Genomic DNA, 19,172 nt, shown 5'->3' with positions numbered 1-19,172 from the left:
AGGGGCGTTGCCCGCGTGTGCCGTCGCCGTCGCGGGGTAAGCGGCCGGGAAGCCGACGCAGCTAGCTGGAGGTGAGATGTGGCCACGATGGTGAAGCAGCCGGCCAGTCCGGTGAAGGACAAGAACTACGACCTGATCCACGCGTTGCAGATGTCACTGGAGAACATCTGGCATCTGGAGACGTACATCGCCGACGCGGACGCCCGGGGTGACGCGGAACTCGGCAACTGGTTCCGCAAGATCCAGGAGAACAACCGTAAGGCGGGCGAGCAGGGCAAGCAGCTGCTCGTCGCGCGCCTGCAACGGGAGAACGGCTGACCGACGCGAGGTCGGGGACCCGATTTCCGGCCGCCTCCGGGCGGTCAAGCGGCACCGTGTGGAGGGGCCGGGCGTCGCCGACCGGTGGCCGGAGCCGACGACCGACGCGCCGAGCGGGGAACCGCCCCAGCTCGGCGCCGGCCGGTGGGCCCCCGCACCGTACCCTCGCAGGTGTGGCGACGGCGGCAGAGGAGATCCAGGTGGGGCGGCGGACCGTCCGCGTCTCCAGCCCGGACAAGCCGTACTTCCCGGAGCGGGGGTTGACCAAGCTCGACGTGGTGCGCTATTTCCTCGCCGTCGGCGACGGCATCCTGCGCGCGCTGCGGGACCGGCCGACCATGCTGGAAAGGTGGCCTCGCGGGGTCTTCGAGGGCGCGACGATCGCCACCCGGCAGGACAACCGGGGCGAGGCCTTCTACCAGAAGCGGGTGCCGGCGGGCGCGCCCGACTGGGTCGGCACCGCGCACATCACCTTCCCCAGCGGCCGGACGGCGGACGAGGTCGCGCCGGGCGAGCTGGCCGTGGTGGTCTGGGCCGTCAACCTGGGCACGCTGCGCTTCCATCCCTGGCCGGTGACCAGCGCCGACGTCGAGCGGCCGGATCAGCTGCGCATCGACCTGGACCCGCTGCCCGGCGTGGGGTTCGACCAGGTGGTGCCGGTGGCGCACGAGGTGCGCGCCTTCCTCGACGAGCTGGGCCTGGTCGGCTATCCGAAGACCACCGGGGGGCGGGGCCTGCACGTCTACGTCCCCATCGAGCCCCGCTGGAGCTTCGGCGACTGCCGCCGGGCCGTGCTGGCGCTCGGCCGCGAGATGCAGCGGCGCCGGCCGGACCTGGTCACCACCACCTGGTGGCGGGACCAGCGGGACCGACCGGTCTTCGTCGACTACAACCAGATGGCCCGGGACCACACGATGACCTCGGCGTACTCCATCCGCCCGACGCCGGCCGCGCTGGTATCCGCGCCCCTGGACTGGGCCGAGCTGCCCGACGCCCGGCCGGAGGACTTCGACGTGACCACCATGCCGGGCCGCTTCGCCGACCGCGGTGACCCGCACGCCGGCCTGGACGAGCGGCACTTCCGGCTGGACGCGCTGCTGGAGCTGGCCGACCGGGAGGGGCTGGAGTCCCCGCCCGAGCGCTGAGCCACCGCGGGGGCTATCCCCACGGGCTGCGCGTCCCGTCGTACTCCTCGAAGACCAGCCAGCTGCGGGTGGCCAGCACCCCGGCGATGCGCTGCACCCGGTCCAGCACCACGTCCCGCAGGGTGGCGTTGTCCGGTGCCCGGACCAGTGCGAGCACGTCGTGCTCGCCACTGAGCAGCGCCACGTGCTCGACGTAGCGCACCCGGGCCAGCTCGGCCGACACCTCGCGCCAGGTGTTCTGCCTGATCGTCAACGCGATGTATGCCGAGGTGCCCAGGCCGGCCGCCTCCGGCGCGACCCGCGCCGCGAACCCGGTGATCACTGCGTCGCGCAGCAGCCGCTCCACCCGGGCGTACGCGTTGGTGCGCGAGACGTGCACCCGTTCGGCCAGTGTCCGGATGGAGATCCGCCCGTCGCGGGTCAGCTCGTCGAGGATGCGCCGGTCCACCTCGTCGAGTGCCACGGCCGAACGTCCCGTTCCACCCGGCCGGTCCGGCCCGTCGGCGGCCTCTTGGTCCATCGATTCCTCCTCCTGATGCCATTCATCCCGCGTTCGACCGGCATCTTGAGTCAATCATTCAACAGCAGGAGCATAGGGCCACCACACGTCCAGGAGGTTCCGCCGTGACGACGATCCCCCAGGCGGCCCGCAGGGCATCCCCCGCAGGGGCCGGCCGGCCACCCCGGCCGCGCCCGACCCCGCCGCGATCCTGCTGCCCCAGGCCGAACCGGTGCGGCTGCTGAGCCCGGACGGCAGCCTGCTGCCGCCGCGTGCCGACTACCCCGAGCCGCCCGTCGAGACGCTGCTGGAGATGTACCGGCGGATGGTCGTCGGCCGGCGCTTCGACACGCAGGCAACCGCGCTGACCAAGCAGGGTCGGCTCGCCGTCTACCCGTCCTCCCGGGGTCAGGAGGCCTGCCAGGTCGGCGGGGTACTCGCGCTGCGCGACGACGACTGGGTGTTCCCCACCTACCGCGAGTCGATGGCCCTGACCGCCCGCGGCATCGACCCGGTCGAGGTGCTCACCCTGCTACGGGGCGACTGGCACTGCGGCTACGACCCGGCCGCCACCCGTACCGCCCCGCAGTGCACCCCGCTGGCGACCCAGTGCGTGCACGCCGCCGGCCTGGCGTACGGCGAGTCGTACCAGGGGCGCGACACCGTGGCGCTGGTCTACATCGGCGACGGCGCGACCAGCGAGGGCGACTTCCACGAGGGCGTCAACTTCGCCGCCGTGTTCAAGGCGCCGGTCGTCTACTTCGTCCAGAACAACCGGTACGCGATCAGCGTCCCGCTGTCCCGGCAGACCGCGGCCCCCGCGCTGGCCTACAAGGGCGTCGGCTACGGCGTGCCGAGCGAGCAGGTCGACGGCAACGACCCGGTGGCCGTGCTCGCCGTGCTCGACCGGGCGGTCGCGCACGCCCGCGCCGGCCGGGGCCCGTTCCTGGTGGAGGCGCACACCTACCGGATGGAGCCGCACACCAATGCCGACGACGCGACGCGCTACCGCGACGCCGACGAGGTCGAGGCGTGGCGCGACCGCGACCCGGTCAGCCGGCTGGAGCGCTACCTGCGGGGGCGGGACGTGCTCGACGACGACGCCGTCGCCGTGATCGCCGGCCAGGCCGAGGCGTACGCCGCGCGGCTGCGCGAACGGATGAGCGCCCAGCCCACGGTCGACCCGCTCAGCCTCTTCGACCACGTCTACGCGCAGCCGACCCCGCAACTGGTGGAGCAGCGCGAGCAGGTCCGCGCCGAACTGGCCGCGGCGACGGAGGAGGACGCCTGATGGCCACCATGACCATGGCGAAGGCGCTCAACGCCGCGCTCGCCGACGCGATGCTCGACGACGAGCGGGTCGTCGTCTTCGGCGAGGACGTCGGGCAACTCGGTGGGGTCTTCCGGATCACCGACGGGTTGCAGGCGCGCTTCGGCGACAAGCGGTGCTTCGACACCCCGCTGGCCGAGGCCGGGATCGTCGGCTTCGCCGTCGGGCTGGCCATGTCCGGCCTGCGCCCGGTGGTCGAGATGCAGTTCGACGCGTTCGCGTACCCGGCGTTCGAGCAGATCGCCTCGCACGTGGCGAAACTGCGCAACCGCACCCGGGGGGCGCTGAGCGTGCCGATGGTGATCCGGGTGCCGTATGCCGGCGGCATCGGTGGCGTCGAGCACCACTGCGACTCCTCCGAGGCGTACTACGCGCACACCCCCGGGCTGAAGGTGGTCACCCCGGCGACCGTGGACGACGCGTACTCCCTGCTGCGGGAGGCGATCGACGATCCCGACCCGGTGGTGTTCATGGAGCCGAAGAAGCTCTACTTCACCGGCGCCGAGACGTCCCTGCCGGCGCGTACCGAGCCGTTCGGCCGGGCGGTCGTCCGCCGGCCCGGCCGCGACGCCACCCTGATCGCGTACGGGCCGGCGGTCCCGGTGGCGCTGGAGACGGCCGAGGCCGCCCGCGAGGAGGGTTGGGACCTGGAGGTGGTGGACGTACGCACCATCGTGCCGTTCGACGACGCCACCGTCGTCGAGTCGGTGCGGCGCACCGGACGGTGCGTGGTGATCCAGGAGGCGCAGGGCTTCGCCGGGGTCGGCGCGGAGATCGCCGCCCGGGTGCAGGAGCGTTGCTTCCACGCCCTGCACGCGCCGGTGCTGCGGGTCTCCGGACTGGACATCCCCTACCCGGCGCCGATGCTGGAACACACCCACCTGCCCTCGGTCGACCGGGTGCTGGACGCGGTGGCCCGGTTGCAGTGGGACGACCAGCCGGACCCGCGCTGGCTGACCGAGGGAAGTGCGGCATGACCGAGCGTGTCTTCCTGCTGCCCGACCTCGGTGAGGGGCTCACCGAGGCGGAGATCGTGCAGTGGCGGGTCGCGGTCGGCGACACCGTCACCGTGGACCAGAGCGTGGTCGAGGTCGAGACGGCCAAGGCCGTCGTCGACGTGCCGTGCCCGTACGCCGGACGGGTCGTCGCCCTGCACGGCGATCAGGGCGAGGTGCGCCCGGTGGGCCAGCCACTGATCACCGTCGCCGAGCCGACGGCCGGCGGCGCCGACGGGACCGAACCCACCGGGCACGCCGTCTACCGCGAGGAGGAGCGGGCCGGCTCCGGCAACGTCCTGATCGGGTACGGCACCGGCCACGGCGGCTCCCGGCGCCGGCGCCGGCCCCGGCTCGCGCCCGCCGCACCGGCGAACGGTGCCGGGACCGCGTCGGCTCCGGTGCCGGCCGTGGCCGCTGCGGTGGCTGCCGGACCCGCCGGTCACCCCGGCGGCGTGCCGGTCGCGACGATGCCCGGACCGGTCCGGGTCATCTCGCCGATAGTGCGGCGCCTCGCGCGCGAGCACGGGGTGGATCTGAGCACGCTGCGCGGCAGCGGCCCCGGCGGAGTGATCCGGCGTGCCGACGTGGTGGCGGTGGTCGGTGACACCGACGGCGGTGCCCCGACCCCGGCGCCCCGGCTCGCGGTGGTGCCTGAGCGGTCGGTGGCGGCGCACTCGCCGGACCCGCTCGCGGCTCCGCGGCAGCCGGCCCGGGACGACTCACCGGCGCCGGCCGGCGGGCAGGATGTCGTCATCCCGTTGGCCGGCATCCGGCGGGCGATCGCGGACAAGCTCTCCCGCAGCCGGCGGGAGATCCCCGAGGTGACCATCTGGGTGGACGCCGACGCCACCGCGTTGCTGGAGACCCGGGCCGCGATCAACTCCGCAAGCCCGGACCGCCCGGTGAGCATCCTCGCCCTGCTGGCCCGGATCTGCCTGTCGGGGCTGCGCCGCTATCCGCAGCTCAACGCCCGGGTCGACACCGAGGGGCAGCGGATCGTCCAGTGCGCCGGGGTGCACCTGGGCATCGCCGCCCAGACCGACCGGGGTCTGGTCGTGCCGGTGCTGCGCGACGCGGACCGGCTCACCACCGGAGAGCTGGCCGCCGAACTCGCGACCACCACCGCGGCGGCGCGAGCCGGCGGACTGCCGCCGTCCCGGCTCACCGGGGGCACCTTCACGCTGAACAACTACGGGGTCTTCGGTGTCGACGGTTCGACCCCGATCATCAACCACCCCGAGGCGGCGCTGCTCGGCGTGGGCCGCATCGTGGACAAGCCCTGGGTCGTCGACGGCCAACTCGCGGTCCGCAAGGTGACGCAGTTGAGCCTCACCTTCGACCACCGGGTCTGCGACGGTGGCGTGGCCGGTGGTTTCCTGCGGCACGTCGCGGACTGTGTCGAGCGGCCGGCGCTGCTGATCGCCGCCGTCTGAGGCCGCCCGGTCGCGCATTCGCGGTGGTGCGATCCGGCATGTTCGTCGCAGCCTGCCGGCTACCACCCCCGACCGTGCGATCAGGTATTCACCGCGCGACGTGGTGCGATTAGTCAAAAACGTCCAACGGTTAATGTCTGGGCTCTTCCGTAAATTGCGAAAATGCCGTCGCCGCCCCAGGGAGAATGTGGCGGAGGACGCAGCAACAACGGGGGGACGAATCATGATGTTGAGGCGGCGACTGACGCTGTTGGCGGTGACCGTCGCAGCGGCACCACTGGCGCTGGGCGCGTGCACCGGCGACCGCACGACGGGGCAGCCGGCAACGGCGCGAGCCAACCCGGAGCTGGCCGTGACCCCGGTCGAGGGCGCGCGGGACGTTCCGATCAGTGGCGAGATCGGCACCGTCGTCAAACACGGGCGGGTCACCGCCGTGCGGATCACCGACGACAAGGGTGCGACGGTCGGAGCGGAGCCGCGCGAGGACGGTAGCGGGTGGGTGCCGAGCAGGACCCTGGAGCCGAAGCGGACGTACACCGCAGAGGTCACCGCGACCGGCGACTCCGGAAAGACAGTGACCCGCAAGACCACCTTCACGACTCGACCGAAATCGTCCAAGCCGGCCATTACCAGTGTCCTTTATTTCGCCGGTAATCGGACGTACGGCACGGCGATGCCGGTAACTGTCGCCTTTGACCCACCAATTCCGAAAGAAGCCAGGGTGGATGTGCAGCGCCGCTTGTTCGTGAAGACGGACCCGCCGCAGCCCGGCACCTGGTCCTGGGTGTCCGACGGTAGTCAGGTCTATTACCGGGCGCCCGACTTCTGGCGGCCCGGCACGACGATCAGCGTCCGCTCCGCCCTGGAGGGCCTGCGGATCGGCAAGGAGAGCGTCGGCGACGCCGACCGGCGGGCGACCTCGGAGATCGGCCGGAAGGTCGAGTTGGAGATCGACAACGCGACCAAGCAGATGTCGGTCATCCGGGACGGCAAGCTGTTGCGCAGGCTGCCGGTCAGCCTCGGCAAGCCGAGCACGCCGACGTCCAGCGGCAAGATGGTGATCATGGACAAGCACGACTTCACGACGTTCGACACACGGGGCTCGGCCGACCCCTACGTGGTCGACGTCGAGGACGCCCAGCGGCTCACCTGGGGTGGCGAGTTCATCCACGGCGCACCCTGGTCGGAAGGGGATCAGGGGTACACCAACGTCTCGCACGGCTGCACCAACCTCTCTGCGGCCAACGCGGACTGGCTGATGGGGATCACCCAGGTCGGCGACCTGGTCACCGTCAAGGGCACCGAGGTCGAACTCGACGAGGGCAACGGATGGACGGCCTGGAACGTCAGTTGGGAGGAGTTCGCGAAGGGCAGTGCCCTGCCGGTGCCCGCCGGGCTGCGCCCCACGCCGACCCAGGCGCCGGACCCCGGCGCGGTGGCCGGTGGTTCACCCGAGCCGCAGCCGTCCGCGAGCGGCGGCTGACCGGACCGGACCGGACCGTCGGGCCGATCCCCGTGGGGCCGGCGCCGGCGTTCCGGACCGAGGTCGCGACCGCTGCCCCGGGGCCGTCCCTGAGGTGGACCCGGCCGGCCTGCGGGTGATGCCCTGGGTTTACCCGGAACCCGCCCCGCGGCAGGGTGGAAGTGTCGGCGGTGGGGGATAGGTTCGTCTCATGCGAGAGCCCGAGGAGCGGTTCCACGTCGAGACCAGCGTGTCCGACGGCGCGGTGTGCGTTCGCGCGGTCGGTGTGGTCGACATCGCCACCGTCGCCGCGTTCCGCGCCGCCCTGTGGGCGGCCCCGGCCCGGCCGGAGCTGCGGGTGGATCTCTCCGGGGTCGGGCTGCTCTCCGCGGCCGGGGTCCGCACGCTGGTCGCGGCCCGGCTGTGGGTGCGGTCCCAGGGCGGTGAGCTGGTGCTGGTCGATCCGCCGCCCGTGGTGGATCGGGTGCTGCGGGCCACCGGTCTGCGCCGGGTCATCCGCGTCGTCGGCGCCGCACCCGAGCGGTTGCTCGCCGCGGCATGAAGGGTCGGCCCGGCGCACCGGTGCCGGCCTCACGGCGGCGTCGGCACCGGTGCACCGGCGGTGCCCCCGCCGCCCGCGGGCTCGCCTGCCGGCTGCCGCGTCCGGCGTCGGGCACCGGGGCCGACGCCGGACGCGCCGTTCAGCGGACGCCGAGCAGATCGACCACGAAGACCAGGGTCTCGTTGGGCTTGATGACGCCACCGGCACCCCTGCTGCCGTACCCGAGGTGCGGCGGGATGGTGAGCCTGCGCCGGCCCCCGACCCGCATCCCCACCACGCCCTGGTCCCAGCCGGCGATGACCCGGCCGCCGCCGAGCGGGAACTCGAACGCCTCGCCCCGGTTCCAGGAGGCGTCGAATTCGGCGCCGGTCGAGTGGGAGACCCCGACGTAGTGCACCCGGGCCACCTGGCCGGGCTGCGCCTCGGGGCCGTCGCCCACGCTGATCTCCTCGATCACGAGGTCGGCTGGCGGGGCACCTTCGATCGGACCGATCTCGGGCTTGCTCGCTGCCTGGTTCATGCGGATTCTCCTGTGACGTCGGTTTCGGTCAGCACATCCTGCCGGATGCTACGCCAGAACGGGTCACCCACGGCCGGCGATGCGACGCACCCGTCCGTGGGTGGCGGCCGGACGTGCGGTGCGGCGGGCGTCACCCGAAGGTGAAGCCCGCCGCGTGGGGAGGTGATCAGGTCAGCGGAGCCAGCCGAACCGCTGGACGATCGGCAGCCCGGCCCAGGCCCGGCCCAGGCCCCAGGTGTCACCGGCGTTGGTCACCGCGAGCAGGGCCAGCACACCGGCGTAGACCAGGTGGTCGTCCATGAAGGGGTTGTTCTCGGGAGGCAGGACGGCCGTCCACATCAGCACCAGCAGCAGGCCACCGGCCGCGGCGGCGATCCGCACCCCGATGCCGAGCAGCAGCGCCGCACCGATGGCCGCCAGACCGGCCATGAACAGCCAGTCGGCCCAGGCGGCGCCAGCGATGCCGTGGTAGAACCCCTGGAACGGGCCGGCGGCGCCGAAGGTGAGGAAGCCCTCGGTCGGGCTGCCCCCGTTGATCCAGGCGTTCTTCGTCTCGGTGGCGAACCCCAGGCCGAACACCTTGTCCAGGAATGCCCAGACGAAGGTCCAGCCCAGCGCCAGGCGGAGCCCGGCGAGCAGGTAGCGGGTGGCCCGCTGCCGGGTGGTCTGCTCCCGGATCGTCTCGGCCCCCGGGGTCTTGGTGGCGGCGGTGTTCCGCTCGGTCATCGCGGTCATCGTGTCCACGTCCCTTCTCTGCCTCGCACCGCGTGTCCCGGTGACACTTCCATTGGACGCCCGGGAACGCGCGGCGGTCAGGGCCGACCGGGCCGTTCCCGGGCGGGACCTTGGACCCCTGTCCGCCGGGACCATCTGGCCGGGCTCGGCCCACCGTCGTCGGGTCACGTTGGCCTGATCGGCCGGAGGCCGTCGATGAGCAGCAGCAGCGCCCGATGAGCAGCAGCGCCGGGCCCGAACGGCCTCAATGCACCGCCAGACGTGGTATCACTACTCGAAAGCTAGACAAAGTTGGCAGAAACGGGCGGGCGAATGTCGACAAGGGCCACCGCGCTGCTACGGAAGCCGGGGCAACCGGAGCGGGCGACCCTGCTGGAGCTCTTCTTCGACCTGGTTTTCGTCTTTGCCCTCAACCGGGTCTCACACCGGCTGGTCGAGGACCTTACCGAGCGGCGGGTGATCCTCGCCGATGCCGGCAAGACGCTGCTGTTGCTGCTGGCCTTCCTGGTGCTGTGGTTCGTCACGACGTGGGTCACCGACCTCTACGACCCGCAGCGATCGCGGATTCAGTTGCTGGTCTTCGCGGCCATGCTCGGCGCGTTGATGATGGCGGTCGCGGTGCCACGGGCGTTCGGCGACGGGAGCCTGGTCTTCGCCGGTGCGTACGTTGCGGTCCACGTCACTCGCGGTCTCGTCATCGTGCCGGCCCTGCGCGGCCACGAAGCTCAACGCCGAGCCGCGGGGGTGCTCCTGTGGTTCGCGATGTCCGCCGTGCCGTGGCTCGCCGGAGCGATACTGCCGGATCCGGCGCGCGGGCTGCTGTGGACGCTGGCGATTGCCATCGACTGCACGGCGGTCCTGCTGTTCTACCCCGCGCCCTGGACCCTGCCCGCCCCACATCAGTGGCCCGTGTTGGCCGAGTACCTGTCCGAGCGCTACCGGCAGTTCTTCATCATCGCCCTCGGCGAGCTGATTCTGACCACCGGCTCGGCCTACAGTGACACGTCCTTCCGCGAAGGTGGAGCCGCCGCGGCGTTCGCGGTCTCCTTCACCACCACGGTGCTGCTGTTTCGGGTCTATCTCTTCCGGGCCGGCCGACTGCTGCCCGCAGCGATCACAGCTGCTTCCGAGCCTGCCCGTCTCATCCGGGAGGCGTTCCTCGCCCACGTACTCATGATTGCCGGCACGGTCGCCGTCGCCGTCGGCTACGAGCTCGTGATCCAACACCCCTTCGGGCGCACCGATCCGGCCTGGATCCTCGTCATCCTCGGTGGACCGATGCTGTTCCTGGCCGGGCGCGCTCTGGTCGACCACGCGGTGTTCGCCCGGGTGTCCCGCTCCCGGCTGATCGGCGCACTGGTGCTGGCCGGCGCCGCGCCGGCCATGATCCTTCTGCCGCCGCTGGCGGTGGCCGTCACCGCCGTCCTGGTCCTGACCTGCATCGCCACCTCCGACACCATTCTCGCCAAGCGACAACCACCCGAACGGCCGTCACCACCCCGCTTCGGATCCTGAGAGCCGGGTTCTCCCGACCCCTCAGCAGTTCCTCAGATCTTCCCCAAGTCTTGGGCGCGCCGGGACCGGAAGCTATGGCCGGGTCTGATGTCGCAGTCCCGTCTGTCGAGGGAAGGGCAGCACGTGAGAACGGGCCAGGGCGGTTCGGTCCGCCGACAGCGATCGGAGAGCCGCCGCCTCGCCTGGACCGACGCGGCGCCCGCGACGGCGTGCGGACCGCAGTGCCCTCTGCTACGACGGACCGACAGGAAGACGGGATGACTGCTGTCTCTCAGCAACCGATATCGACCACGTTCCACTCCGCCCGGGTCGCGCGCATCGTGGCCCTGGCCTTCCTCATCGCCAACGTGGTCATAATCCACGCGATGTTCTTCCTGGCCGGGTCACCGGCGTACAACCTGCTCGGTTCGATAGGTCGTCTCCTCGGTTTGTATCTGGCCCTCGTGATGGCGGTGCAACTACTGCTGATCGCCCGGCTGCCGTTGCTGGACCGCGGTTTCGGCATGGACCACCTCACCGTCTGGCACCGGTGGACCGGGTTCGCGGTCTTCTGGCTCGCCGTGCTGCACCCGGTGGTCGTGCTGCTGGGCTTCGCCACCTACAGCAACATCTCGTTCCTGCGCGAGACGGTCATCCTGTCCCAGCAGCTGCCGGTCCTGCTGGGGATGATCGCTGTCGCCCTGATCGTCGTCGTGGTCGCGTTCTCGGTGCAGGCCGCCCGCAAGCGCCTGCCGTACGAGGTCTGGCACACCGTCCATCTGCTGCTCTACGCGGTGATCCTGCTCGCCGTGATCCACCAGGTGTACAACGGCACCACGTTCACCAGTAACGCCCTGACCCAGGTCTACTGGTGGGGTCTGTGGGCCTTCGCCATCGGTGCCCTGCTCACCGGCCGGCTGTTCCTTCCGCTGGTCCGCAACGCCCGGCACCGGCTACGGGTCGCCGCCGTGGTCCCCGAACCGGACAACGCGGTTTCGGTGCACATCACCGGCCGGAACCTGCACCTGTTGCCCGCCCGCGCCGGGCAGTTCTTCCTGTGGCGCTTCCCCGGCCACAACCCGTGGTGGCAGGTGAACCCGTTCTCCCTGTCCGCGGCCCCGGACGGCCGCTCCCTGCGGCTGACCGCCAAAGGCGTCGGCACCACCAGTTCGGGACTGCGCGAGCTACGGGCCGGCACCCGGGTCTTCGCCGAGGGACCGTACGGCGCGCTCACCGCGTCGCAACGCGTCCGCGAGGCGACCCTGCTGATCGCCGGCGGGATCGGCATCACCCCGATCCGGGCCCTGCTGGAAGATCCGGACCTGACCGACATGGTCATCCTCTACCGGGTCCGCGACGCCGCCAATGCCGTGCTGGGCGGCGAGCTGCACAACCTGGCCCAGGCCCGCGGGGCCCGGTTGCACCTGTTGTCCGGTCGCACCGGACCGGACAACAACCCCTTCGCCCCGGCGAACCTCGCCGCGCTGGTACCTGACATCACCGAACGTGACGTTTACATCTGTGGGCCGCCACCGCTCACCGTGGCCGTGCTGGACGCCCTGCGCCAGCTCGGCGTCCCGAAGCGCCAGGTCCACGCCGAGCTTTTCCGCCTCGCCGGCGGGTGACCGCCGCAGTGGGGCCGATCAGACGGCTGCCTCTTACCGATCGCGAACTGCCAGACGACAAGGGTGAAAGGAAAGCGCACGGGTGACTGTGGTGGTGGGTGTGGACGGTGCCGGGCGAACCCGCCGGCTCGGCGAGGTCGCCGCGGCCTCCGGCCGGCCGGTCCTCCCGGTCATCGCCACATCCGCCGAGGATCTGGGTACGCTGCTTGCCCGCGCCCGCACTGACGGCGCGATGGTCGTGGTCGACGACGCGCACCGGCTGCCGGCGGAGGCGCTGTCGACGCTGGCCGCCGCCGCCCGCACCGGAGTGTCGATGGCGATCACCCGCCGCCCCACGATCAACGGGCCGGAACTGGCCGACCTCGACGAGGCGGTCGCCGCCGTGGGGACGGTCGAACACCTCGGCCCCCTCACCCACGACGCCCTCTCCGCGATGGTCACCGCCGTGCTCGGCCGGCCGGCGACGGCCGAGCACGTGGCTGCGGTCCACAGCGCCTCGGCAGGCTTGGCCGCCATCGCCGAGACAGTGGCGGTCGCCCCGGACGGCACGCCACCCGCGCTGGTTGCCCGGCTGCAACGCCGGCTCGCCGGGCCGGGCCGCGACACTGCGGAACTGGCCATGATTCTCGCGCTCGGCCTGGATCTCGACGACGACGTCGTCTGCGCGGCCGCCCGGCTGGACCCGGCGCAGGCGGCGGCGGCGACCCGCTCGCTGCACGACCAGGGACTGTTGGTGCCCGACGGTGAACGGATGATCCCGGCGGTCGCCCGCGCGGTCCTCGCCGACCTGTCACCGCCGGAACGTCGCCGGCTGCATGACACCGTGGCGACGGCCCTGCTGGCCACCGGCGCCGACCCGGTTCGCGCCGCAGAGCAACTGCACGCGGCCCGCGCCCGTACGCCCGCGGCGGCCGGCGTCTACCAGCAGGCCGCGGACCGGCTCCGCTTCGCCTCCCCCGACCGGGCCCTGTTCTGGTACGACGAGGCACTCGACGCCGGTGCCGCCCCGGCGGTCGTGGCGGCCGGGAGGGCCGAGGCCGCCATCCTGCTCGGCTTGCCGGTGGACCTGGACGCGGTAACCGCGTCACCGGCCGACGCCGCTCGGCTCAGGTTGGTCGCCGGTGCCGCCGCGGCCTACGACGGCCGACCCGGCCGCGCTGCCGAGGCGCTGCTGGGCGCCAACCACCCCGGTCCGGTTCTGGCCGTTGCGGCGCTGGTGGCGACCGGCCAGCCGGGAGCCGCGCGATCAGCGGCGACCGGTGAGGGTCCGCTGCCGTTGCGACTGCTCGCCCAGGCGGCGCTGGTGATCGGCCGACCCACCGTTGCCCTGCCACTGCTGATCGAGGCGGCGGAGGCCTATGAACAGGCGCCGCCGGCGGTCGCTGTCCCCGATCTGCCGCACGCGCTCGGCGCCTTGGTCGCGGTGACCGCCGGTGACACCGCGACCGCCGAGCACCTCCTGGAACGGGCGCTGACCGCCGGGCTCGGTGGCCCGGTCGCCCAGAACCGGCACCGGACGCTACTGGCCTGGATCCGGCTCCGAGCCGGCCGGTACGACACCGCTCTCGCCGAACTTGATCGCCTCTCCGGCACGGCGCTGCCGGGGCGGGAACGTCTGACGTTCGCGTGTCTGACCGCTGGGATTGCCCGGCGCCGGGGCGATGTCGCCCAGCTCCGCGCGGCGTGGGCGTACGCCGAGCCGGTGCTCGCCCGGCGAGCGGTGGACCTGGTGCACCTGGAGATGGTGGAGGAAATTCTGGTTGCCGCCGCCCGGCTACGCCAGCACCGGCGGATCACGCCGATTCTCGACGACCTCGAAGCGGTGGTCGACCGGCTCGACTCGCCGGCCGACTGGGCGGTGTCGCTCGGCTGGATCCGGCTGCAGATCGCCATCGTCGGCGAGGACCAGGCGGCCTCGGCCGCCGCCGCGAGCCAGCTGGGCAGCCTCGATCCGGAGGGCATCCGGCAGCAGGCCCAGTGCCGTGCCGCCACTCGCTGGTCAGCCGCGCTCGCCGGCGAGGTCTGCCCGGACGGCGTGCTGGCGGACGCCGCCGAACTCGACGCGACCGGCCTGCCCTGGGAATCGTCCCGGTTGCTCGGGCACGCCGCGATCCGGACCAGCGATCCGTCGGCGGCGCGCCGTCTGCTGGAGCGTGCCCGAGAGATGTCCTATGTGGATCTGGTTGCGGACGAGTCGGTCCGGGACGCGGGCCGGGGCGGCTTGTCCGACCGGGAGGTGGACGTGGCTCGGTTGGTGCTGGCGGGCCGTACCCACCGGGAGATCGGCTCGCAGCTCTACGTGTCCCCGAAGACGGTGGAGCACCATGTTGCCCGGATCCGGGCAAAGCTGGGCGCCGGCAGCCGGGCCGAGATGATCGCAGCGCTGCGCAGCCGGCTTCCTGCGGAGCCGTAGGACCGCCAGGGGGCGAGCAGCCACCGGTCCCTAATCCCCTTGGCACGGAATGGGGATAGCCCCGATGCGAAGCACCGGCCCTGAAACGCAAGCTTTTAGGTATCCGGCCGGTGGGGCCGGCCCCCGAGCGAGGCAGGAAGCCATGTCTACTGTGGAAGTTACTCCGCTGATCATCGACAACATCCGGGCACTCTTCGAGAAGGTCTTCAGCAGCGAAGCGGAAACCGCGAAGTTCCTCGCCGACCCGGCCGGATCCTTCGCCGCCAACGACATCGACGCCGAGACGCTCAGCGCCGTCGATGTCGACCAGATCGTCAACGAGGCCGCCTTCGGCAGCAGCGCCGGCCCGGGCGGTGGCGGCTTCGGCGGTGGCGGCGGCGGTGGCGGCGGCTTCGGCGGTGGCGGCGGCGGTGGCGGCGGCTTCGGTGGCGGCGGCGGTGGCGGCGGCTTCGGTGGCGGTGGTGCCGGGGGCGTCGGTGGTGGCGGCGGTGGCGGGGAGCCGGTGCTGCGGCCTCGGCGCCGGCCGTGCAGACCGTGCAGCAGGTCAGCAACGTCGCACAGACCTTCACGACCCAGAACTTCGTGGACAACTCCCAGACCTTCACCGACAACTCCACCGACATCGACAACTCGGTGGACCTGGACGTGGACGGCGAGGTTCTCGGCGACATCGACATCGACTCCACGAACCTCAACCAGGCCGGCGACGGCAACGTCGGCAGCGCCGGCGACGGTGACGTCAATGCCGCTACCGGCGACGGTGCGGTGGCCCAGCAGGGCGACGGGGACCAGGTCGCCGCGACCGGGGGCGCGGTGGCCGCGGGAGACGACGCGTTCGCCGCCACCGGCGACAACTCGTCGGTGGAGTTCGTCGACGGTGACAAGGTCACCGCAGGCGACGGCTCGGTGGTCGGCGCCGGCGACGGTGACGTGCTCGGCGCGACCGGCGACGGTGCGTTCCTCGGCACCTCGGAGAACGGTGACGTGGTGGGAAACACCGGCGACAACGCGGTGACGGCGGGCGACGACATCGACGGTGTCGTCAACACGGGCACCAACTCGGGCGTCCAGGCCGACGGCGACGTCGACAAGGCGATCCTGGGCGACAACTTCGGCATCGTCGGCGACGACGTGGACAAGGCTGTCGTGGGGGACAACAACCAGACCGCTCAGCTCGACATCGACACCAGCGGCGGCGCGGGTGGCAGCGACGACGGTGGCGACGGCGGTGACCTGGAACAGATCAACCTCAACTTCGGTGGTGGCAGTCAGCAGAACGCCAACGATGTCGAGGATTCGGCACTGTCCGTCGGCGGTGACGCGTCGACGACCCAGGACTCGTTCAACGACCAGTCCGTCGAGGACTCGTTCAAGGACCAGTCCGTGGACGACTCGTTCAACAACGAGGATTCGTTCAACAACGAGGATTCGTTCAACAACGAGGACTCGTTCAACAACGAGGACAACGAAATCAAGATCGGGGAGTCGGGCGACAACCCCGAGCCGGCCCCGAGCCTGGGTGCCTGAGCCGAGGATCGGACAGAGCTTCGCGGATGCCGTACGGCGGGCCGGATGAGGACATCGTGGCGTGGTGGGTTCCCGAACCCACCACGCCATGCTGGTGCTCCCAAGTCGATCGATCGACCGGCTTCGGTCCGCTGTACCCCAACATGTGACGGGTAGGAACGACGTTGACCGCAACCACCGCATCATCCGACGCCGACGGCACGCTGCAACAGGCGACCCGGATCGTCGACCTCGCACAACACGCCTGTGAGGCGTACGACCGTGCGGATCTCGCCGGCCGGCTCGCCGGCGTTCGCGCCACCCTGGCCGACCCGGTGGTGCACATCGTCGTCGTCGGCGAATTCAAGCAGGGCAAGAGTTCCCTGGTGAACGGGCTGGTCGGGCACGACATCTGCCCGGTTGACGACGACGTCGCCACCGCCCTGCCGACCTACATCCGATTTGGCAAGGAACCGTCGGCGCAGTTGCTCCTCGACGAGGTTCCGCCCCGGCGCGAGCCGGTGCCGATCGACCGGGTGCGGGAGTTCGTGCTGGAGAAGGAGACCGAGGGCGCGGTGGCCGGTGTCACCGGGGTGGAGGTCCGGCTGCCGCGTCGACTGCTCTCCAGCGGCCTCGTCATCGTCGACACCCCAGGGGTCGGCGGGCTCGGCTCGGTGCACGCGGCGGCCAGCCTGACCGCGGCCTCCATGGCCGACGCGCTCTTGTTCGTCACCGATGCGGCGCAAGAACTCACCCGCAGCGAGTTGCAGTTCCTCCGTCAAGCCCGCGAGGTGTGCTCCACGGCGGTGTGCGTGCTCACCAAGACCGACTTCTATCCGCACTGGCGCAAGATCCGTGACCTCGACGCGGGACACCTGCACGGCGAGGCGGACATGCCGATCATCGCGGTGTCCTCCGATCTCCGGCGGCGTGCCGTGGCCGGCGGCGACAAGGAGCTCAACGCCGAGTCCGGGTTCCCGGACCTGGTCAAGTTCGTCGCTCAGCGGGTCTCTGGCGGAGCCGCTACCCGGGCAGCCGCCCAGGCGGGTGCGTCGGTCGTCGGGGTCTGCGAGCAGATCGAAAGCCAGTTCGAGGCGGAACGGGCCGCGCTCGCGGACCCGGCCGCTGCGGCGAAGGTGATGGACGACCTGAACGAGGTGAGGCAGCGGGTCGAGGCGCTCAAGACCGCCGCGGCGAAGTGGCAGCAGACCCTCAGCGACGGCATCGCCGATCTCAGCTCCGACATCGATCACGACCTGCGCGGCAGGTTCCGTCGGCTGGTCGAGGAAGCCGACGCGCAGATCGAGGAAGGTGACCCGGCCGACGTCTGGGAGGAGACGGAACGGTGGCTGCTGGCCCGGGTCTCCGACGAACTGCTGGCCAACTACATGATGCTCCGGGACCGGTCGATCGCTCTCAGCGACGACGTGGCCGGCCACTTCCAGGAGGCCGCAGGTCAGGCACTTCGCCAGGTCGCCGTCACCGACCCGGTGTCGTTGGCCGGCGCCGCCCAGGTCGATCACAAGATCGAGCTGGCGAAGATGAAGGTCGGGAAGCAGGCGATGGTGGCACTCAAGAGCGCCTACGGTGGCGCGCTCATGTTCACCATGCTCGGCACGCTGGCCGGCGTCGCCCTCGGCCCGATCGGCGTCGGGATCGGTCTGGTGATGGGTCGCAAGGGCCTGCGCGAGGAGAAGAAACGGCAACGGACGAGCCGGCAGAGTCAGGCCCGCAACGCCATCCGGCGCTACTGCGACGAGGTCAGCTTCGTGATGACCAAGGACTCCAGGGACACCCTGCGCCGGATCCAGCGTCAGTTGCGCGACCACTACAGCGGCCTCGCCGACGAGTTGTCCCGGTCCAACACCAGGGCGTTGAGCGCGGCAGCGGAGGCGGCGCAGCGCACCAAGGCCGAGCGCGAAGCCCGCCTGCGCGATCTGACCGCAGAGATCGACCGCCTTCGGCAGCTGCGAGAACACGCGTCGGCGATCGTTTCCTGACCCGGCTGGACTCAGTCGCCGTCGATGTCGTCGATCTCCGGCGCGTCGTCGGACAACCGGAGTTCCGCCCATGGATCGGCGGCCGGTGGCGGCTCGTCGTCCACCGGCACCGGATCGTCCGGCGCCGACTGCTGCTGCGCATCGACGTACCCGGCCGGCGCTGCCTCCGGCGCCACGGCACCGAATGCCGGGTCGTCGGCCGGTTCCGTCCGGGCCGGGGCCGCCCGTGGCCGAACGCCGGGTCCGGCGGCGCCGGCCGGGTTCGGCGGGCACGTGCCCGCCGGCATGGCTCTCGTCGTCGTCCAGCAGATCTGCCGGGTCGACGCTGCCGCTGTCGACGGGCGGATCGATCTCCGGCGTCTCCAGGACCGAATCCCCGTCCAGTTCCGTGGTGGGAGCGGTGGCGAGCAGGTCGGACAGCCGCCCGATGTCGCCCGCCGCGGTGTCGCCCGGTGCGATCGGACCGTGTGCCATGACGAACGGTGCCAGATGCTCGGCGATCTCGGCCGGCGCGGTGCCGGCGAAGCTCACCACTGCCTCGGCGAGCAGATCCGGTGGTAGGTCCGGATAGCCGCCGGCGTGCAGTGCGGCGGCGAGATCGCCCGAGGTTCCGGCGTCGCCGGTCAACCCCGTGATGATCTCATGGAGGGATCGCGCCGGTGCCATGCCACCAGATTAGGAACACGCCATCGGCCGCGGCAGGGGGACATCCCCTGACCGTCCCCTATCGCCGGCTTGGCGGTGACGGTGGGTTCCCACCCCGGGGGCTGCGAGGGGGATTACCCCGATGCCCCGTACCGGCAAAGGCTGCCACGCTTGCGTGGTGCCTCGGCGTCAGTGCTCGGCGCGACGAGCGAAAGACAAGGACGGCGGGCGACGTGATCGATGCGATGAATGATCTCGCCTCGGTCGATCGAGATCAGGGTGCCGGCCGCGCTCACCTACCCGAGCCTTCCGGCCCTGTTGATCCTGGTAGCCAGATCGTCAGCGATGCCTCGGCCGCGGGCCGATCGCGCCATCGCCGGATTCGTCGCCCGATCCCCACCTGCGGCCCGGTCCCTACCGTGCCGGCACGGCCACGATGACGGGCCCGCGCCGCACACAATCACCCGGCCATCGGGCGGCCGGGTGT

16 protein-coding genes are annotated in these 19,172 nt (G+C 71.5%); 12 read left to right on the top strand and 4 right to left on the bottom strand.

Annotation, left to right across the window (positions count from 1 at the left end; all coding sequences use genetic code 11):
• Window positions 1-87: 87 nt before the first annotated feature.
• Both KIF24_RS16325 and KIF24_RS16320 read left to right on the top strand, forming a co-directional pair.
• The gene (locus KIF24_RS16325; protein ID WP_221084773.1) at window positions 88-318 is read left to right on the top strand and encodes a hypothetical protein; all 231 of its coding nucleotides are present in this window, start codon (window positions 88-90) and stop codon (window positions 316-318) included.
• A gap of 173 nt (window positions 319-491) precedes the next feature.
• Window positions 492-1,463, top strand: coding sequence for a DNA polymerase domain-containing protein (locus tag KIF24_RS16320; RefSeq protein WP_221084772.1), 972 nt, complete (start codon window positions 492-494; stop codon window positions 1,461-1,463).
• 13 nt (window positions 1,464-1,476) lie between these two features.
• Here KIF24_RS16320 and KIF24_RS16315 read toward each other — a convergent pair whose 3' ends face one another.
• Window positions 1,477-1,983 carry an Lrp/AsnC family transcriptional regulator gene (locus tag KIF24_RS16315; RefSeq protein ID WP_221084771.1) on the bottom strand — a complete coding sequence of 169 codons (507 nt, stop codon included), beginning with the start codon at window positions 1,981-1,983 and terminating at the stop codon, window positions 1,477-1,479.
• 136 nt (window positions 1,984-2,119) lie between these two features.
• Here KIF24_RS16315 and pdhA point away from each other — a divergent pair, with 136 nt between their 5' ends.
• The 5 genes from pdhA (at window position 2,120) to KIF24_RS16290 (ending at window position 7,747) form a co-directional block, all read left to right on the top strand.
• Window positions 2,120-3,253 carry a pyruvate dehydrogenase (acetyl-transferring) E1 component subunit alpha gene (gene pdhA, locus KIF24_RS16310; protein ID WP_221087395.1) on the top strand — a complete coding sequence of 378 codons (1,134 nt, stop codon included), beginning with the start codon at window positions 2,120-2,122 and terminating at the stop codon, window positions 3,251-3,253.
• On the top strand, window positions 3,253-4,269 hold the full coding sequence (locus KIF24_RS16305) for an alpha-ketoacid dehydrogenase subunit beta (RefSeq protein ID WP_221084770.1): 1,017 nt from the start codon (window positions 3,253-3,255) through the stop codon (window positions 4,267-4,269). The genes pdhA and KIF24_RS16305 overlap by 1 nt, the downstream gene beginning before the upstream one ends.
• On the top strand, window positions 4,266-5,723 hold the full coding sequence (locus KIF24_RS16300; protein ID WP_221084769.1) for a dihydrolipoamide acetyltransferase family protein: 1,458 nt from the start codon (window positions 4,266-4,268) through the stop codon (window positions 5,721-5,723). Before KIF24_RS16305 ends, KIF24_RS16300 begins: the two co-directional genes overlap by 4 nt.
• 223 nt (window positions 5,724-5,946) lie before the next feature.
• Window positions 5,947-7,206 carry a L,D-transpeptidase gene (locus KIF24_RS16295; protein WP_221084768.1) on the top strand — a complete coding sequence of 420 codons (1,260 nt, stop codon included), beginning with the start codon at window positions 5,947-5,949 and terminating at the stop codon, window positions 7,204-7,206.
• Window positions 7,207-7,396: 190 nt separating this feature from the next.
• Window positions 7,397-7,747, top strand: coding sequence for an STAS domain-containing protein (locus KIF24_RS16290; protein WP_221084767.1), 351 nt, complete (start codon window positions 7,397-7,399; stop codon window positions 7,745-7,747).
• A 139-nt stretch (window positions 7,748-7,886) separates the two neighbouring features.
• Here the strand turns inward: KIF24_RS16290 and KIF24_RS16285 are convergent, their stop codons facing one another.
• Entirely contained in the window at window positions 7,887-8,267 is a 381-nt protein-coding gene (locus KIF24_RS16285; RefSeq protein ID WP_221084766.1) for an FKBP-type peptidyl-prolyl cis-trans isomerase, read from the bottom strand.
• Window positions 8,268-8,438: 171 nt separating this feature from the next.
• Window positions 8,439-9,011 carry a DoxX family membrane protein gene (locus KIF24_RS16280; RefSeq protein ID WP_221084765.1) on the bottom strand — a complete coding sequence of 191 codons (573 nt, stop codon included), beginning with the start codon at window positions 9,009-9,011 and terminating at the stop codon, window positions 8,439-8,441.
• Between the two features lie 303 nt (window positions 9,012-9,314).
• On the opposite strand from KIF24_RS16280, the gene KIF24_RS16275 reads away from it, so the two are divergent.
• From KIF24_RS16275 to KIF24_RS16255, 5 genes are all read left to right on the top strand, one after another.
• Window positions 9,315-10,517: a low temperature requirement protein A gene (locus KIF24_RS16275; RefSeq protein ID WP_221084764.1), complete on the top strand. Its 1,203-nt coding sequence runs from the start codon at window positions 9,315-9,317 to the stop codon at window positions 10,515-10,517.
• A 257-nt stretch (window positions 10,518-10,774) separates the two neighbouring features.
• Window positions 10,775-12,121, top strand: coding sequence for a ferredoxin reductase family protein (locus KIF24_RS16270; RefSeq protein ID WP_221084763.1), 1,347 nt, complete (start codon window positions 10,775-10,777; stop codon window positions 12,119-12,121).
• Between the two features lie 82 nt (window positions 12,122-12,203).
• Window positions 12,204-14,534 (top strand): helix-turn-helix transcriptional regulator, encoded by a 2,331-nt coding sequence (locus KIF24_RS16265; RefSeq protein WP_221084762.1) that lies wholly within the window; start codon window positions 12,204-12,206, stop codon window positions 14,532-14,534.
• A 525-nt stretch (window positions 14,535-15,059) separates the two neighbouring features.
• Entirely contained in the window at window positions 15,060-16,061 is a 1,002-nt protein-coding gene (locus tag KIF24_RS16260; RefSeq protein ID WP_221084761.1) for a hypothetical protein, read from the top strand.
• Window positions 16,062-16,225: 164 nt separating this feature from the next.
• The gene (locus tag KIF24_RS16255) at window positions 16,226-18,040 is read left to right on the top strand and encodes a dynamin family protein (RefSeq protein ID WP_221084760.1); all 1,815 of its coding nucleotides are present in this window, start codon (window positions 16,226-16,228) and stop codon (window positions 18,038-18,040) included.
• Between the two features lie 11 nt (window positions 18,041-18,051).
• Here KIF24_RS16255 and KIF24_RS16250 read toward each other — a convergent pair whose 3' ends face one another.
• Window positions 18,052-18,327, bottom strand: a complete 276-nt coding sequence (locus KIF24_RS16250) for a hypothetical protein (protein WP_221084759.1) — start codon at window positions 18,325-18,327, stop codon at window positions 18,052-18,054.
• Between the last annotated feature and the right edge of the window lie 845 nt (window positions 18,328-19,172).

The organism is Micromonospora tarapacensis, assembly GCF_019697375.1.
GTDB classification, from domain to species: domain Bacteria; phylum Actinomycetota; class Actinomycetes; order Mycobacteriales; family Micromonosporaceae; genus Micromonospora; species Micromonospora tarapacensis.
This window is presented reverse-complemented; position numbering and strand designations above follow the sequence as displayed.